General features: G+C 37.2%; 5 protein-coding genes. 3 read left to right on the top strand and 2 right to left on the bottom strand.

What is annotated here, in order from left to right; all coding sequences use genetic code 11:
* Positions 1–60: 60 nt before the first annotated feature.
* The 3 genes from N4270_RS07875 to N4270_RS07865 are packed head-to-tail and all read left to right on the top strand — an operon-like array spanning position 61 to position 15268.
* Positions 61–12300, top strand: a complete 12240-nt coding sequence (locus N4270_RS07875; RefSeq protein ID WP_260096480.1) for a gliding motility-associated C-terminal domain-containing protein — start codon at positions 61–63, stop codon at positions 12298–12300.
* Between the two features lie 12 nt (positions 12301–12312).
* Positions 12313–13230, top strand: a complete 918-nt coding sequence (locus tag N4270_RS07870) for a type IX secretion system membrane protein PorP/SprF (protein WP_260096479.1) — start codon at positions 12313–12315, stop codon at positions 13228–13230.
* A 10-nt stretch (positions 13231–13240) separates the two neighbouring features.
* Positions 13241–15268 carry an OmpA family protein gene (locus tag N4270_RS07865; protein ID WP_260096478.1) on the top strand — a complete coding sequence of 676 codons (2028 nt, stop codon included), beginning with the start codon at positions 13241–13243 and terminating at the stop codon, positions 15266–15268.
* A 467-nt stretch (positions 15269–15735) separates the two neighbouring features.
* On the opposite strand, the gene N4270_RS07860 is transcribed toward N4270_RS07865, so the two are convergent.
* Complete coding sequence (locus N4270_RS07860; protein ID WP_260096477.1) at positions 15736–16230, bottom strand: CAP domain-containing protein; 495 nt, start codon at positions 16228–16230, stop codon at positions 15736–15738.
* A gap of 211 nt (positions 16231–16441) precedes the next feature.
* Positions 16442–16801, bottom strand: a complete 360-nt coding sequence (locus N4270_RS07855; RefSeq protein ID WP_260096476.1) for a hypothetical protein — start codon at positions 16799–16801, stop codon at positions 16442–16444.
* Positions 16802–16825 lie beyond the last annotated feature (24 nt).

Below are 16825 nucleotides of genomic sequence, written 5' to 3'. Positions count from 1 at the left end.
ACCCCAAATCCTACAAAAGGTTTAACTAGTAATAGTTAATTGTAAACTAAATCCGTATTTATGAAAACTGCTATTAATCATAATACTTTAAAACATATTATTACTTTACTTGTTGTATGTTGCGGGTTCGCTGCAAATGCTCAAGTATTAGACACCTTCGAAGCTCGTTTTAACGAAACTGTAAAAGGAGATGTATGCATGATTGCAAATAATATGTTGTCTAGAACTGCTACCACTGCTTATACTGGCAATCAAGGTAATCACGACTTTACAAACAACGTATATGTAGATATCGACTCAGATAATACTACATTTAATTCCAGTAGTGCTAACTTAGTTAACCCAGAACCTCAATTGGCTTGTGTCTCTATGTATAGAGTTTATCTCTATTGGGCAGCAGCAGATCGAGAACCGACAAATGATATTAATTCTGAAAATCAGCCAAACTGGAATTATAACGACGTTAAACTCATGCTTCCTGGGCAAACTACCTATACAACATTAACTGCTGATCAAGTAGTTTATAGAGGAAGGGACCGACAAACACATATTGATAACGATCCATACATTTGCTTTAAAGATATTACATCGCAAGTACAAAATTTAGTGTCCCCTTATGGTAAATATCAAGTAGCAAATGTAGAAGCAAAAGTAGGTAGCCTCACCGGTCATGACCAACTTAACATAGGTACTTCTGGCGGATGGCAAATTGTATTCGTTTATGAAAGCCCGAAACTACCTTCAAAAAACATCAGTTTATTTGATGGTTATGCACAAGTCACCTCTTCAACTAATAATTTTGATATTCTTTTTGATGGTTTTCAAACGATTCCTATCGGAAATGTGAATGCTGACATTATAATTGGAGCTTTAGAAGGAGATCAGGATCTTTCGGGTGATAAATTACAAATACAAAATATACTAGGAACTTTTGTTGATATTTCAGCACCTCCACGATCTTCCAATAACTTTTTTAATAGTAGCATTACTGATGGAAACTCAAATTTTACCAATAGAAATCCGGCAAGTACTAATACCTTAGGATTTGATGCTGGTATCTTTAATTTGAGTAACCCATTAAATACGGTTATTGCAAATAATCAATCGTCGGCTACATTTAGATTAACTTCTAATCAAGAAACTTATGGATTATACTTACTTGGTTTTGCTGTCGATGTATGGGCTCCAGATTTAGCGCCTATCGACATTGTACTCGAATCAGGTACCAATCCAGCAACGCCGGGAACTTCACTCGGATTCAGTTTTGACATGTATAACCGTGGAAATGATGACGCACGAAACTTAACTGTGTCTGGAATCTTACCTCCACAAATTGCTAATATTACCGCAACAAATTTACCTTCTGGTGTTACACTTAATTTTGATTCAAACACCAACGAAGCCGTATTTAGCTTTGAAGATGGTATGCTAGATGTTGGTGATAATGCCTTAGAAGTTCAATTTAATCTTGAAATGCAAGATGCTTGCTATTTTTTACAAACCAACTGTGATTTAGAATTTGAACTTCAATTTACAGCCACTTACACAGGTGTTCAAAACACAAATGAGCAAACAACTCTAAGTTCTGCTTCTATTAAAGATTGTAATCAAGGGGATTTATTACCTCTCGAAATCGATGTTATTCAACCTGAAGTTATGTGGGCCACTGCGCCTGGTGCTTTAGATAGAACTATAGAATGTTCTGATACGTCTGCTATAAATAATGCGCAAAATTTAGAGCCCGAAACAGATATTTGTGATTTTACTCTAACCAAAACTTCTGGGGATTTTGTTGCAGAACCAAATTGCCCTTATAACGGATCTTATACGAATACCTGGACGTTTACTGACGAATGTGGCGTAACTATAGAAACCTATGTGCAAAATATTTTTGTTCAAGATACCACACCTCCTACTCTTGATGCCAATGCTTTTGATTTAACTGTTCAATGTAACGAAAATAGTGCAGCAGCACTCGATAATTGGTTAACATCAAACGGAAGTGCTTCTGCTTTTGATAACTGCGGAAATGTAACGTGGTCAAATAATTTTAGCGGACTTTCAGATGGTTGTGGTGAAACAGGTTCGGCAACAGTGACTTTTACAGCATCTGATGACTGTGGAAACACCATTGAAACAACAGCTACATTCACCATTGAAGATACTGTAGGTCCAACAATTGTTGGTTTTCCTTCAGACGTAAATAATGATATTCCATCGTGTGTTAATGTGCCTGTTTTAGCATTTAATAATTACCAGGAAGAATCTGGAGATGGTAATAATTCTACTTTCCTTGAAGGCGAAGTCTTTAGATTTAGTGATGTCTCTACAAATGTTGATGCCTTACTAACCATTGTAGAAACTGTAAATACTACCATTCCTGTATTGGATGATAATTCATCTGGACCTAATGCACTTAAACCAAGAACAGCATTCAGCCTTACAAATATTGGAGATCGTGCCTATACAGAATATCGAATAGATTTTGTAGATGCAATTACTGGTGACCCTGTAAGCTTACCTGAATTTTATACCAACTTTAATGATATTGATGGTGGTAATAATTATGGTGAAGTTAACTGGACACAATTTACCTCAAGTTATACAGTAAATGATCCTACAGATTTAACAATTACTGAAGAAGGCTCATGGATAGTTGCTACTGCTGGTACAACTGAATATACAGGAGTTACAAGTGTAAACCCACAATCTAATATCACAACAAGAAACACCAATTCGAGTTCTTATAGATTCAGATTAGGTGTTGAAGCACGAAGAGCTAATGTTTCTGGGTCTGGAAGACAACACAATATTGAATTTACGTGTATTTCAAACTATACAAATCCAGATACAACAACCGATGAAATTACTATCGAATGTAGTGAATTAGAAGCTGCAGAAACCTTAACAGCTACAGACGAATGCGGAAATGCTACTGTAACTTTTGAAGAAACAAGAACCGATGGTAATTGCGATAACAATTATACTTTAGAACGAACTTGGACAGCAACAGACGATTGTGGGAATGAAACCGTTAGAACTTTAATTATTAATGTTCAAGATACTACAGCTCCAACATTCACTGCTCCTGCCGACATTACAATACAATGTGATCAAGACGCTAGTGATTTAAATGTTGTTGGCGATGTAACTAACGAATTCGATGCGTGTACAGCAGCATCTCCAGACTTCCAAGCGACGTATACAGATGCTATTACAGCTGGAAGTTGTGACAATCAGTTTACCATCACAAGAACATGGTCATTAACTGACGATTGTGGCAATACTACTACAGATATTCAAACCATTACAGTAGTTGATACGGTTAACCCAACACTTACGCTTCCTGCGGATATAAGTGTAGAATGTGGACAAAGTACAGCGCCTCAAGATACAGGTTATGCAACAGGAACAGATGCTTGCGGAGCTGTCAGCATTACACATTCTGATACCTCTGTAAATAACTGTGGTAATACACAAATTATTACTAGAACTTGGACCGCTACCGACGATTGTGGTAACGAAACTTCTAATACACAAACCATTACTGTCGTTGATACTACTGCGCCAGTGATAACGATTCCTACGAATAAAATTAGAGAATGTGGTGAAGATACAAACCCGCCAAATACAGGAACAGCTACAGCGACTGATAATTGTGGAAATGTAACCATCGATTATTCAGATACGACTGTTTCTAACTGTGGAAACACACAAATTATTACCAGAACATGGACCGCAACTGATGCTTGTGGAAATGTTGCTTCTGATGTACAAACAATTACTGTTGAAGATACTGGTGCACCTACACTTAATGTGCCTTCAGATATAACAATTCAATGTAACGAGAGTACAGATCCGGCAAACACTGGTAATGCTACTGCTAATGATACCTGCGGAAGTGCAACCGTAACCTTTACAGATGCTTCTGTTGCTGATTGCGGAAACACGGAAATTATCACAAGAACCTGGACTGCTACTGATGCTTGTGGAAATTCAATTTCTGAAACTCAAACCATTACAGTTGAAGACACCACTGCTCCAACATTAACAATACCAGCTGACACAACAATTCAATGTACAGAAAGTACAGATCCGGCAAACACTGGTAACGCTACGGCTACAGATACCTGCGGAAATGCTACAGTGACTTTTATTGATGCTTCTGTAGATGCCTGTGGTAATACCGAAACCATTACAAGAACGTGGACGGCTACTGATGATTGTGGAAACACAACTTCTGATGTACAAACCATTTCAATTGTAGATACTATTGCACCAGATATTTCTAGCTGTACTATTGAAAACACTACGCTAGAATGTACCGATACTAATAATGAACAATTGGCTAACGACTGGAATGCGGCTAATATTGCTGCTCTAGAAGCCTGTGCTACAGATGCATGTGATACTGATTTAGTTGGTCAAGTGACTTCAGATTATGACTTTAATAATTTAAATTCTACTTGTGGTCCTTGTGGGACATTAAGTGTAACGTATACGGTAACCGACGATTGTGGCAATGCTACAACTGTTACAGTCACTTTAACTTTTGATGATGGTACTATTCCAGATTTATCTAACTGTACTGTTACCGATCAATCTATCGAATGTTCTGGTAATGATAATGAGCAATTAGCAAACGATTGGAATGCTGCTAATATCACTGCACTAGAAAACTGTGCTGATGATTTAGGAATTACGGTCATATCAGATTATTCGTTTACAAACTTAACGTCTACTTGCGGGCAAGGTGGAACCATTGCTGTTCTCTACACCATTCGAGATGATTGTGGCAACTCTACAACTTTAAACGCAACTTTAACCCTTGAAGATACAACACCACCTAACCTTGATAACTGTTCAGTAACAGATACATCAATAGAATGTTCTGGTGATGATAACGAACAACTAGCCAACGATTGGAATGCGGTGAACATCGCTGCGCTTGAAAATTGTGGTGCTGATACTTGTGATACGGACTTTAATGGTCAGGTGACTTCTGATTACGCTTATTCAAACTTAGTGTCAACTTGTGGTCAAGGTGGAACCATCGCTGTGATTTACACCATTACAGATGATTGTGGTAATGCGACGACTTTAAACGCAACTTTAACGCTTGAAGATACAACACCACCTAACCTTGATAACTGTTCAGTTACAGATTCATCAGTAGAATGTTCGGGTGATGATAACGAACAACTAGCGAACGATTGGAATGCGGCGAACATTGCTTCCCTTGAAAATTGTGGTGCTGATACTTGTGATACGGACTTTAACGGTCAGGTGACTTCGGATTACGCCTATTCAAACTTAGTGTCAACTTGTGGTCAAGGTGGAACGGTCGCTGTGGTTTATACCATCACAGATGACTGTGGTAATGCGACGACTTTAAACGCAACTTTAACGCTTGAAGATACTGTGGTTCCTGATTTAACAGGATGTTCTGTAGAAAATACAGTGTTAGAATGTTCTGACACTGATAATGAATCACTTGCTGATGCCTGGAATGCCGCTAATATTGCTGCGCTTGAAGCTTGTGCTGCAGATGCATGTGATACCGATTTTAATGGTCAGGTGACTTCAGACTATGATTTCAATAACTTAAATACAACTTGTGGTCCTTGTGGAACATTAAACGTAACTTATACCATTACAGATGACTGCGGAAACGCAACGACTTTAATTGCAACATTAACGTTTGACGATGGAACAATTCCTGATTTGTCGAATTGTTCAGTTACTGATCAATCAATTGAATGTTCAGGTGATGATAATGAGCAACTGGCAAACGATTGGAATGCTGCTAACATCACTGCTTTAGAAAACTGTGCTGATGATCTTGGAATTACTGTAACTTCCAACTATGCGTTCTCAAACTTAACGTCTACTTGCGGACAAGGTGGAACCATTACAGTGATTTATACCATTACAGATGACTGTGGAAATGCGACGACTTTAACGGCAACCTTAACACTTGAAGATACAACACCGCCTAACTTAGATAACTGTTCAGTAACTGATACATCAATAGAATGTTCTGGTGATGATAACGAGCAATTAGCCAACGATTGGAATGCGGCAAACATCGCTGCGCTTGAAAATTGTGGTGCTGATACTTGTGATACGGACTTTAATGGTCAGGTGACTTCTGATTACGCTTATTCAAACTTAGTGTCAACTTGTGGTCAAGGTGGAACCATTACAGTGATTTATACCATTACAGATGACTGTGGAAATGCGACGACTTTAACGGCAACCTTAACACTTGAAGATACAACACCGCCTAACTTAGATAACTGTTCAGTAACTGATACATCAATAGAATGTTCTGGTGATGATAACGAGCAATTAGCCAACGATTGGAATGCGGCAAACATCGCTGCGCTTGAAAATTGTGGTGCTGATACTTGTGATACGGACTTTAATGGTCAGGTGACTTCTGATTACGCTTATTCAAACTTAGTGTCAACTTGTGGTCAAGGTGGAACCATCGCTGTGATTTATAACATTACAGATGACTGTGGTAATGCAACGACTTTAAACGCAACTTTAACACTTGAAGATACAACACCACCTAACCTTGATAACTGTTCAGTAACAGATACATCAATAGAATGTTCTGGTGATGATAACGAACAACTAGCGAACGATTGGAATGCGGCGAACATCGCTGCGCTTGAAAATTGTGGTGCTGATACTTGTGATACGGACTTTAATGGTCAGGTGACTTCGGATTACGCCTACTCAAACTTAGTGTCAACTTGTGGTCAAGGTGGAACCATTGCTGTGATTTATACCATAACAGATGATTGTGGTAATGCGACGACTTTAAACGCAACTTTAACGCTTGAAGATACTACGCCTCCTAACCTTGATAACTGTTCAGTTACAGATACATCAATAGAATGTTCTGGTGATGATAACGAACAATTAGCCAACGATTGGAATGCGGCGAACATTGCTGCCCTTGAAAATTGTGGTGCCGATACTTGTGATACCGATTTTAACGGTCAGGTGACTTCGGATTTTGCCTACTCAAACTTAGTGTCAACTTGTGGTCAAGGTGGAACGATTGCTGTGGTTTATACGATTACCGATGACTGTGGAAACGCGACGACTTTAAACGCAACCTTAACACTTGAAGATACTACGCCTCCTAACCTTGATGACTGTTCAGTAACAGATACATCAATAGAATGTTCGGGTGATGATAACGAACAATTAGCCAACGATTGGAATGCGGCAAACATCGCTGCGCTTGAAAATTGCGGTGCTGACACTTGTGATACGGACTTTAATGGTCAGGTGACTTCGGATTACGCCTACTCAAACTTAGTGTCAACTTGCGGTCAAGGTGGAACGATTGCTGTGATTTATACCATTACAGATGACTGTGGAAACGCAACGACTTTAAACGCAACCTTAACACTTGAAGATACAACACCACCTAACCTTGATAACTGTTCAGTGACGGATACGTCGATCGAATGTTCGGGTGATGATAACGAGCAATTAGCGAACGATTGGAATGCGGCAAACATCGCAGCCCTTGAAAATTGTGGTGCTGACACTTGTGATACGGACTTTAATGGTCAGGTGACTTCGGATTACGCCTATTCAAACTTAGTGTCAACTTGTGGTCAAGGTGGAACGATTGCTGTGGTTTATACCATCACAGATGATTGTGGTAATGCGACGACTTTAAACGCAACTTTAACGCTTGAAGATACTGTGGTTCCTGATTTAACAGGATGTTCTGTAGAAAATACAGTGTTAGAATGTTCTGACACTGATAATGAATCACTTGCTGATGCCTGGAATGCCGCTAATATTACTGCGCTTGAAGCTTGTGCTGCAGATGCCTGCGATACCGATTTTACAGGTCAGGTGACTTCAGACTATGATTTCAATAACTTAAATACAACTTGTGGTCCTTGTGGAACATTAAACGTAACTTATACCATTACAGATGACTGCGGAAATGCGACGACTTTAATTGCAACATTAACGTTCGACGATGGAACAATTCCTGATTTATCGAACTGTACTGTTGAAGATATATCCATTGAATGTTCTGGTGATGATAATGAGCAACTAGCGAACGATTGGAATGCTGCTAATATCACAGCTTTAGAAAATTGTGCTGATGATCTTGGAATTACTGTAACTTCCAACTATGCATATTCAAACTTAACGTCTACTTGCGGACAAGGTGGAACCATTACAGTGATTTATACCATTACAGATGATTGTGGAAATGCGACGACTTTAACGGCAACCTTAACACTTGAAGATACAACACCGCCTAACTTAGATAACTGTTCAGTTACAGATACATCAATTGAATGTTCGGGTGATGATAACGAACAATTAGCCAACGATTGGAATGCCGCGAACATCGCTGCCCTTGAAAATTGTGGTGCCGATACTTGTGATACCGATTTTAACGGTCAGGTAACTTCGGATTACGCCTATTCAAACTTGGTGTCAACTTGCGGTCAAGGTGGAACGATTGCTGTGATTTATACCATTACAGATGATTGTGGTAATGCGACGACTTTAAACGCAACTTTAACGCTTGAAGATACAACACCGCCTAACCTTGATAACTGTTCAGTTACAGATACGTCTATCGAATGTTCAGGTGATGATAACGAGCAATTGGCGAACGATTGGAATGCGGCAAATATCGCTGCCCTTGAAAATTGTGGTGCTGATACTTGTGATACCGATTTTAACGGTCAGGTGACTTCGGATTACGCCTACTCAAACTTAGTGTCAACTTGTGGTCAAGGTGGAACCATCGCTGTGATTTATACGATTACAGATGATTGTGGTAATGCGACGACTTTAAACGCAACTTTAACGCTTGAAGATACTACGCCTCCTAACCTTGATAACTGTTCAGTGACAGATACATCAATTGAATGTTCGGGTGATGATAACGAACAATTAGCCAACGATTGGAATGCGGCGAACATTGCTGCGCTTGAAAATTGTGGTGCCGATACTTGTGATACAGACTTTAACGGTCAGGTGACTTCGGATTTTGCATACTCAAACTTAGTGTCAACTTGTGGTCAAGGTGGAACGATTGATGTGGTTTATACGATTACCGATGACTGTGGTAATGCGACGACTTTAAATGCAACTTTAACGCTTGAAGATACTGTGGTTCCAGATTTAACAGGATGTGCTGTAGAAAATACAACTTTAGAATGTTCTGATACCGATAATGAATCACTTGCTGATGCCTGGAATGCCGCAAATATTGCTGCGCTTGAAGCTTGTGCTGCAGATGCATGTGATACCGATTTTACAGGTCAGGTGACTTCAGATTATGATTTCAACAACTTAAATACAACTTGTGGTCCTTGTGGAACAATAAGTGTCAATTATACTATTACAGATGATTGCGGAAATGCAACTATAGTAACAGCCATTTTAACCTTTGGAGATGAAACTATTCCAGATTTATCTAACTGTAATGTTGAAGATACAACCATTGAATGTGCAGGAAATGAAAATGAAACTTTAGCTAGTGATTGGAATGACAACAATATTGTAACCTTACAAGCTTGTGCTGATGATCTAGCGATTACTGTGACTTCTAACTACGATTATGAAAATTTTGTTGAAGCTTGTGGATTAAGTGGAACGCTTACGGTTCTCTATACCATTTCTGATGAATGTGGAAACGCTGCAACCTTAGAAGCTACATTAACCATTGAAGATACAACTGCTCCAACGTTTACGGTTCCTGGTGATATAACTATCGAATGTGATCAAGATCCTTCAGATTTATCTCTAACAGGTGATGTGACCGATGAAACGGATGTATGTTCAAATAGCATACTTGAAGCAACCTATAGTGATTCTGTAGCTTTTGGAAATTGTGCAAATGAATCCTTTATTACAAGAACATGGACCTTAACTGATGATTGTGATAATGCAACAACGTTAGTTCAAACTATTACTATTCAAGATACTACAGCGCCTACGTTTACTGTTCCTGAAAGTATCAGTTTAGAATGTGATGCGGATGTCAACGACCTGAGCTTAACTGGTGATGTAACCGATGAAGTTGATAATTGTTCTACCGATTTAGAAGCGACGTTTACTGATGCCATTACCGATGGTGATTGTGCTAATACTTATATCATTTCTAGAACTTGGACCTTGACTGACGATTGTGATAATACAACAACGTTAGTTCAAACTATTACTGTACAAGATACTACAGCGCCTACGTTTACGGTTCCTGAAAGTATCAGTTTAGAATGTGATGTTGATGTGAATGACTTAAGCTTAACTGGTGATGTGACGGATGAAGCTGATAATTGTTCTACCGATTTAGAAGCAACGTTTACCGATGCCATTACAGATGGTGATTGTGCAAATGCTTATATCATTTCTAGAACATGGACCTTAACTGATGATTGTGATAATACAACAACTCTGGTTCAAACTATCACTGTTCAAGATACTACAGCGCCTACGTTTACGGTTCCTGAAAGTATCAGTTTAGAATGTGATGCGGATGTGAATGACTTAAGCTTAACTGGTGATGTGACGGATGAAGCTGATAATTGCTCTACTGGTTTAGAAGCAACATATACCGATGCCATTACTGATGGTGATTGCGCTAATGCCTATGTCATTTCTAGAACTTGGACCTTAACTGACGACTGTGACAATACAACAACGCTGGTTCAAACTATTACTGTTCAAGATACTACAGCGCCTACGTTTACGGTTCCTGAAAGTATCAGTTTAGAATGTGATGTTGATGTGAATGATCTAAGCTTAACTGGTGATGTAACCGATGAAGCTGATAATTGTTCTACCGATTTAGAAGCAACATATACCGATGCCATTACCGATGGTGATTGTGCTAATGCTTATGTCATTTCTAGAACTTGGACCTTAACTGACGACTGTGATAATACAACAACGTTAGTTCAAACTATTACTGTACAAGATACTACAGCGCCTACGTTTACGGTTCCTGAAAGTATCAGTTTAGAATGTGATGTTGATGTGAATGATCTAAGCTTAACTGGTGATGTAACTGATGAAGCTGATAACTGTTCTACCGATTTAGAAGCAACATATACCGATGCCATTACCGATGGTGATTGTGCTAATGCTTATGTCATTTCTAGAACTTGGACCTTAACTGACGACTGTGATAATACAACAACGTTAGTTCAAACTATTACTGTACAAGATACTACAGCGCCTACGTTTACGGTTCCTGGAGATATTGCCATAGAATGTGATCAGGATGCCACCGATTTAAGTTTAACAGGTTACGTAACTGATGAAGCTGATAATTGCTCTACTGGTTTAGAAGCAACTTATGCTGATGAAATCTCAGAAGGTAATTGTCCGAATGAATTCTTTATTACTAGAGTTTGGACACTTGTTGATGAATGTGATAATGCTACTGCGTTAATACAGATGATTACTGTTGAAGATACTACAGCACCTACGCTAGTCGGTGAACTTGAAGAAGTGATAAATGTCGTTTGTACAGATATCCCTGAAGTTCCTGAATTAGTATTTGAAGATGCTTGTTCTACAAATATGACTGTCGAATTTAACGAAACATCTACAGCCGATGGAACTGCAGCAGATTATATGATTATTAGAGATTGGATTGTTAGTGACGAATGTGGAAATGAAGATGTATTTACACAAACCATTAATGTTACAACTCAAAATACCATAATAGCCTCTGATATCTCACTTTGTATTGAAGATACAGTATTCGACTTGTTTGATACTTTAAGTGGTGATTACGATCCAACTGGTACTTGGGAAGTTGTTTCTGGAGATGTTACTTTAAATGGAAGCTTCTTTGATCCAACAACCGTAGACCTTGGCGAATATGTCGTTAAATATGTTTTAACAGATAGCGATTGCCCAAGCGAAACCGAAATTACAATAACAGTTCACGACGAGTGTGTGGTTTTACCATGTGGTCAAGAAGATGTTGTCATCTCAAAAGCAGTTACAGCTAACTTTGATGGTATTAATGAATACTTTACCATTAGCGGTATTGAAGAATGTGGTTTCGTTATAGAATTACAAATCTTTAACCGTTGGGGAGCAAAGATCTACGACAATCCAAATTATCAAAATGATTGGAATGGTACGGCTTCAAATGCTTCGGTAGGAAATTCAAACTTCGTACCAACTGGAACTTATTATTATGTTATTAAATTAATAGATAGTACTGGTGAATTAGAATTAAAACCAATTACAGGACCAATCTACGTTTCAACAAAATAAATCTTAACCTATATGAAATTTGTCAAGTTTAATATAATCGCATTTATACTGTTCAGTAGCTGGATGGGCGTTGCACAGCAGCTTCCTCAGTTTACGCAGTATATGTACAATACCATTGCTATAAATCCCGCTTATGCTGGAAGTAGAGAAACCTTGAGTGTTGTTGGCTTACATAGAAGTCAATGGGTTGGCCTTGAAGGTGGCCCGCAAACACAAACACTTTCTATTCACGCTCCAATGAGAAACGAACGTGTTGGTTTAGGGGTGTCGTTTATTAATGACGAACTCGGGTATCAAAACTTTTCTTATTTGTATGGTGATTTTTCATATACGATTCCTACAGGTGAAAACAGTAAGTTAGCCTTCGGAATAAAAGCCGGATTTACAAGCTATAGTTTGGATGCCGATTTTCAACAATCCCAATCAAATGACCCGGTTATTTTCGGATTTGAAAACCGTTGGAAACCTAATATTGGAACGGGTGTTTATTGGCACAGTCAAAAATGGTATCTCGGACTTTCAGCTCCAAGAATATTGAATACCGATTATACTGGTGATGCAGAATTTCAAGCTCTAGAACGTATTAGCTACTATTTTACTGGTGGTTATGTATTCGATTTAAGTGAAAATACAAAACTAAAACCTGCTGCGCTTTTAAAAGCGACCAATGGTGCGCCTTTGTCTTTTGACTTAACTGCTAACTTTTTATTTTATGAAAAATTCTGGGTAGGTGCTGGTTACAGAATCAATGAACAAGCAGCTGCGATTGGTGGTTTGGCCGATTTTCAGATATCGAAACAATTACGAATAGGTTATGCTTACGAATATCCTATTTCCGACTTAAGACCTTATACAAGCGGGACTCACGAAGTTTTATTGATGTTCGAAATATTTAAAAGCAAGCGAATTAAATCCCCGAGATACTTCTAAAAACAAATCAATGATGAAACGTCCTCTTCTACCTGAATTTAATGATATAATGAACCATGATGCTGGGATGTTCCATGTGACCATTGAAAAAAATAAAAAGACACACATGAAATCAAAGTTTTTAATATTAATAGTTGTGCTTAGTAGCTCAGTTATGATTGCCCAAGAAAAGCTTGCCGATAAGTTTTTTAGCAATTTTGGGTATGTAAAAGCCACAGAACTGTATGAAGAAGTTCTCAAAAAAGGAGATACAAGCCTTCATGTACTTACACGTTTAGGTGATTGTTACTATAACAATTCTAAATCTGAAAAAGCTGCCTTCTGGTATGGCAAAGCCTTAGACAAATATGGTAAAGATAAAATCAATCCAGAATATATTTATAAGCACATTCAATCCCTACGTAGTTTAGGACATTATGAAGAGGCCGATACATGGATGAAAACATTCATGGAAATTCAAAATAATGATTCTCGTATTAAAGATTATAATCCTGAAAACATTGCTAAATACAACGAATTGGCAAGTTCAGAAAAAAACAAAGTTGTAAAACTTCAAAATCTTCCTTTTAATACTAAGTATTCCGATTTTGGGTCTTATGTTCATAAAGATCAGCTATACTTTGCCTCTGCCAGAAATACCGACGGCAAAAAATTATACAGCTGGAATCAAGAACCTTTTTTAGATATTTATCAGGTTAAAGTCAACAAGGATGTTGATTCTGTAACTTATGGGACACCAGATTTTATTTCAGCAGAAAAAATAAATACCGATTTCCACGAAGCATCTGTTGCTATTACAAACGATGGTAAAATCATGTATTTCACCAGAGATAATGTAGGAAAGAGCAATAAGAAAGTAAAATACGATAAAAAAGGAACCACACACCTTAAATTATACAAAGCGACTTTAGTGGATACGCAATGGACAAACATTGTAGAGTTACCATTTAATGATGAGGTATTTTCAACTGGTCACCCAGCTTTAAGTCCGGATAACAAACAATTATACTTTGTATCAGATCGTGAAGGCGGCATTGGAAATACCGATATTTATGTTGTTGATATTGAAGGCGGAAACAGTTATTCTGAACCTAGAAATCTCGGCGAAACGATTAATACTGAAGGTCGTGAAATGTTTCCGTTTGTTGCTAAAGACAGTACGTTTTACTTTTCTTCAGATGGTCATTTAAACTTAGGATTCTTAGATATTTTTAAATCTAATCTGTTAAAAGACAAAACAGCGCAGCCTGAAAACTTAGGAGCGCCATACAATAGTGGTTACGATGATTTTGCGTATTTCAAAAATGATTCCGAAGCAGAAAACGAACACACCGGATACTTCTCCTCTAACCGTCCAGATGGCCAAGGTGGTGATGATATTTATGGTTTTGATGCCTCTGTTTGTATTCAAACCATCAAAGGAATTACAAGAGATTTAAATACGAATGAAATTTTAGCTGGTGTTACAGTGAAACTCATCAATGAAGTAGGCAAAGTGATTTCTGAAGTTGAAACAGGTGACGACGGAAGTTATGAATTTACTGCCGATTGTAATGCTACGTATACCGTTATTGGTAGCAAAGAAGATTACAAAGAAGATCAAAAGAAGGTAACTACAGATAATGAGCATGAAAAAGTAACTGAAGCCGATTTATACTTGGAACCATTAATTTTTGAAAGTCAGATTGTAATCAATCCTATTTTCTTTGATTTTGACAAATCCAATATTAGAACAGACGCGCAATATGAGCTTGAAAACATCGTAGATGTAATGAGAGCGCACCCAACGATGGTGATTAAAATTGAATCGCATACCGATAGTCGTGGTCGTGATAAATACAACGAAAAATTATCAGATAGAAGAGCAAAATCAACGATGGAATATATTATCTCCAGAGGTATTGCTCGTGAACGTATAGAAAGCGCCATTGGTTATGGCGAATACCAATTACTTAACAAGTGTTCAAATGGTGTTAAATGTACCGAAGAAGAGCACCAGTTGAACAGACGTTCTTACTTCTATATACTGAAAGAATAACCATATTACCCTCTAAACTAAACTTGAAAAAGCAGACTTGTTATGAGTCTGCTTTTTTTATTTTACTATTTTTTTAGGAGTCGATTTTGAAAACATACCTTAAGTCTGAAGATTACACTTTAGCTATAGTAAAACTTCTTATAGACTTCTTTCTTGATATATCAATTTGATATAAACCTTAGTCAAAAAAGCAAAAGAACGCTTTTAAGAAGCTAGAAATATATAAATTATAAGATCAATAACACAGTTCTATCATTGTCTAAATCGCATGAATTTATCAATTATAAAATATCAATACTTAAGCGCTTATTAACTGTGCAGCACACGTATTCTAATAAGGAAGTCTCTTGAGTTTATAAAACGAATGATATACTTATAAAACAAAAAAAACCACAATTAGAATGATCTCTAATTGTGGTTTTAAACTAATTATTTGCTATTAATCAATTTTAAACTTTTTATATTTTCTATCGTTTTATAAAAATATTGGTGAAGTACCACTTGCCTTCAGCGTTTTGCTCAGCTGAAATATCAAAATCGGTAAAATCACCTTCAATATTTTCTCTATGACCTTCGCTATTCAACCAGGCATTAACGACAGATTCCGCAGAACTAAACGCATAAGCCACATTTTCTGAGACTTTAGTTGCACTGGCATTGTCAATTAAACTATTTCTACGTTGAAAAAAATTATCGTGTGAAACATTATTTACTTCAACCATATAATCGGTATGTGTAAATGCCACAGACTTTATGATACTGTGATTGGCTAAAGGATTTAAGCCTTCAGTAATTCGGTGCGCATTGATAAGCTCTAAAATTTCAATTTCAATTGTTTTGGCAACTGGAGGGACTGGTAATGACATACTATCAATAGTCTCGTCTGGAAAGTCTTCGCTTGAACATGAAAACGTTAACAAAGCTAATAATGCCATAAAAGGCAAGAATTTAATAGGTTTCATAAGAGGGTTATTTATGATTTGGGATTACTAAAATAGAGACCTCTTTATGTAAAAAATGTTAATGAATTGTTAAAATCGATGAATAACATGCATTTCGTCGAAAATATATGTAAAACATCGATGAAATACACAATTTAAAATGTTAAAATGACTTTTAAACGGAAAATAAATGTATTTCGTCGATATTTTTACATATCAGAATATAGAAATTCTACTTGATAATTATTCTTTTTTTAGAAGTTGGATTATATATTAAATACGTTACTCTTCGAGCAGATTCTGAAGTACAAACCTCTTCAGATATTAATTTAAGCTGAAGACTTATTGTGTCGTTTGAAGTTTCAATATTGCCTTCATAATTTCCACAAGCATTTAAAATTTGAAAGGTTGAAACATATAATATATCGTTGATATATTTGGTTTCAATGAAACCTTGTTGTTCCTTTTTTTCAATGACGTCAAATAAGTCCTCATCGGAGTCGGCTAGTGTCGTTACTTTAAATCCTAATAAATCTGGATGCTTAAGAATAGGAGTTTCCTTCTCTTTACAAGAGTATAAGATTATAAACATACATACAACTAAAAGGCACTTCAT

The sequence above is a fragment of the Psychroserpens sp. SPM9 genome, from assembly GCF_025153525.1.
Classification (GTDB): domain Bacteria; phylum Bacteroidota; class Bacteroidia; order Flavobacteriales; family Flavobacteriaceae; genus Psychroserpens.
Note: the sequence above shows the minus strand (reverse complement) of the source record. Positions and strands in the feature narration are given on the sequence as shown.

Coding starts and splice junctions, on each gene's coding strand:
- N4270_RS07855 (WP_260096476.1), bottom strand. CDS start 16,801: ATGTTTATAATCTTATACTCTTGTAAAGAGAAGGAAACTCCTATTCTT.
- N4270_RS07870 (WP_260096479.1), top strand. CDS start 12,313: ATGAAATTTGTCAAGTTTAATATAATCGCATTTATACTGTTCAGTAGC.
- N4270_RS07865 (WP_260096478.1), top strand. CDS start 13,241: ATGATGAAACGTCCTCTTCTACCTGAATTTAATGATATAATGAACCAT.
- N4270_RS07860 (WP_260096477.1), bottom strand. CDS start 16,230: ATGAAACCTATTAAATTCTTGCCTTTTATGGCATTATTAGCTTTGTTA.
- N4270_RS07875 (WP_260096480.1), top strand. CDS start 61: ATGAAAACTGCTATTAATCATAATACTTTAAAACATATTATTACTTTA.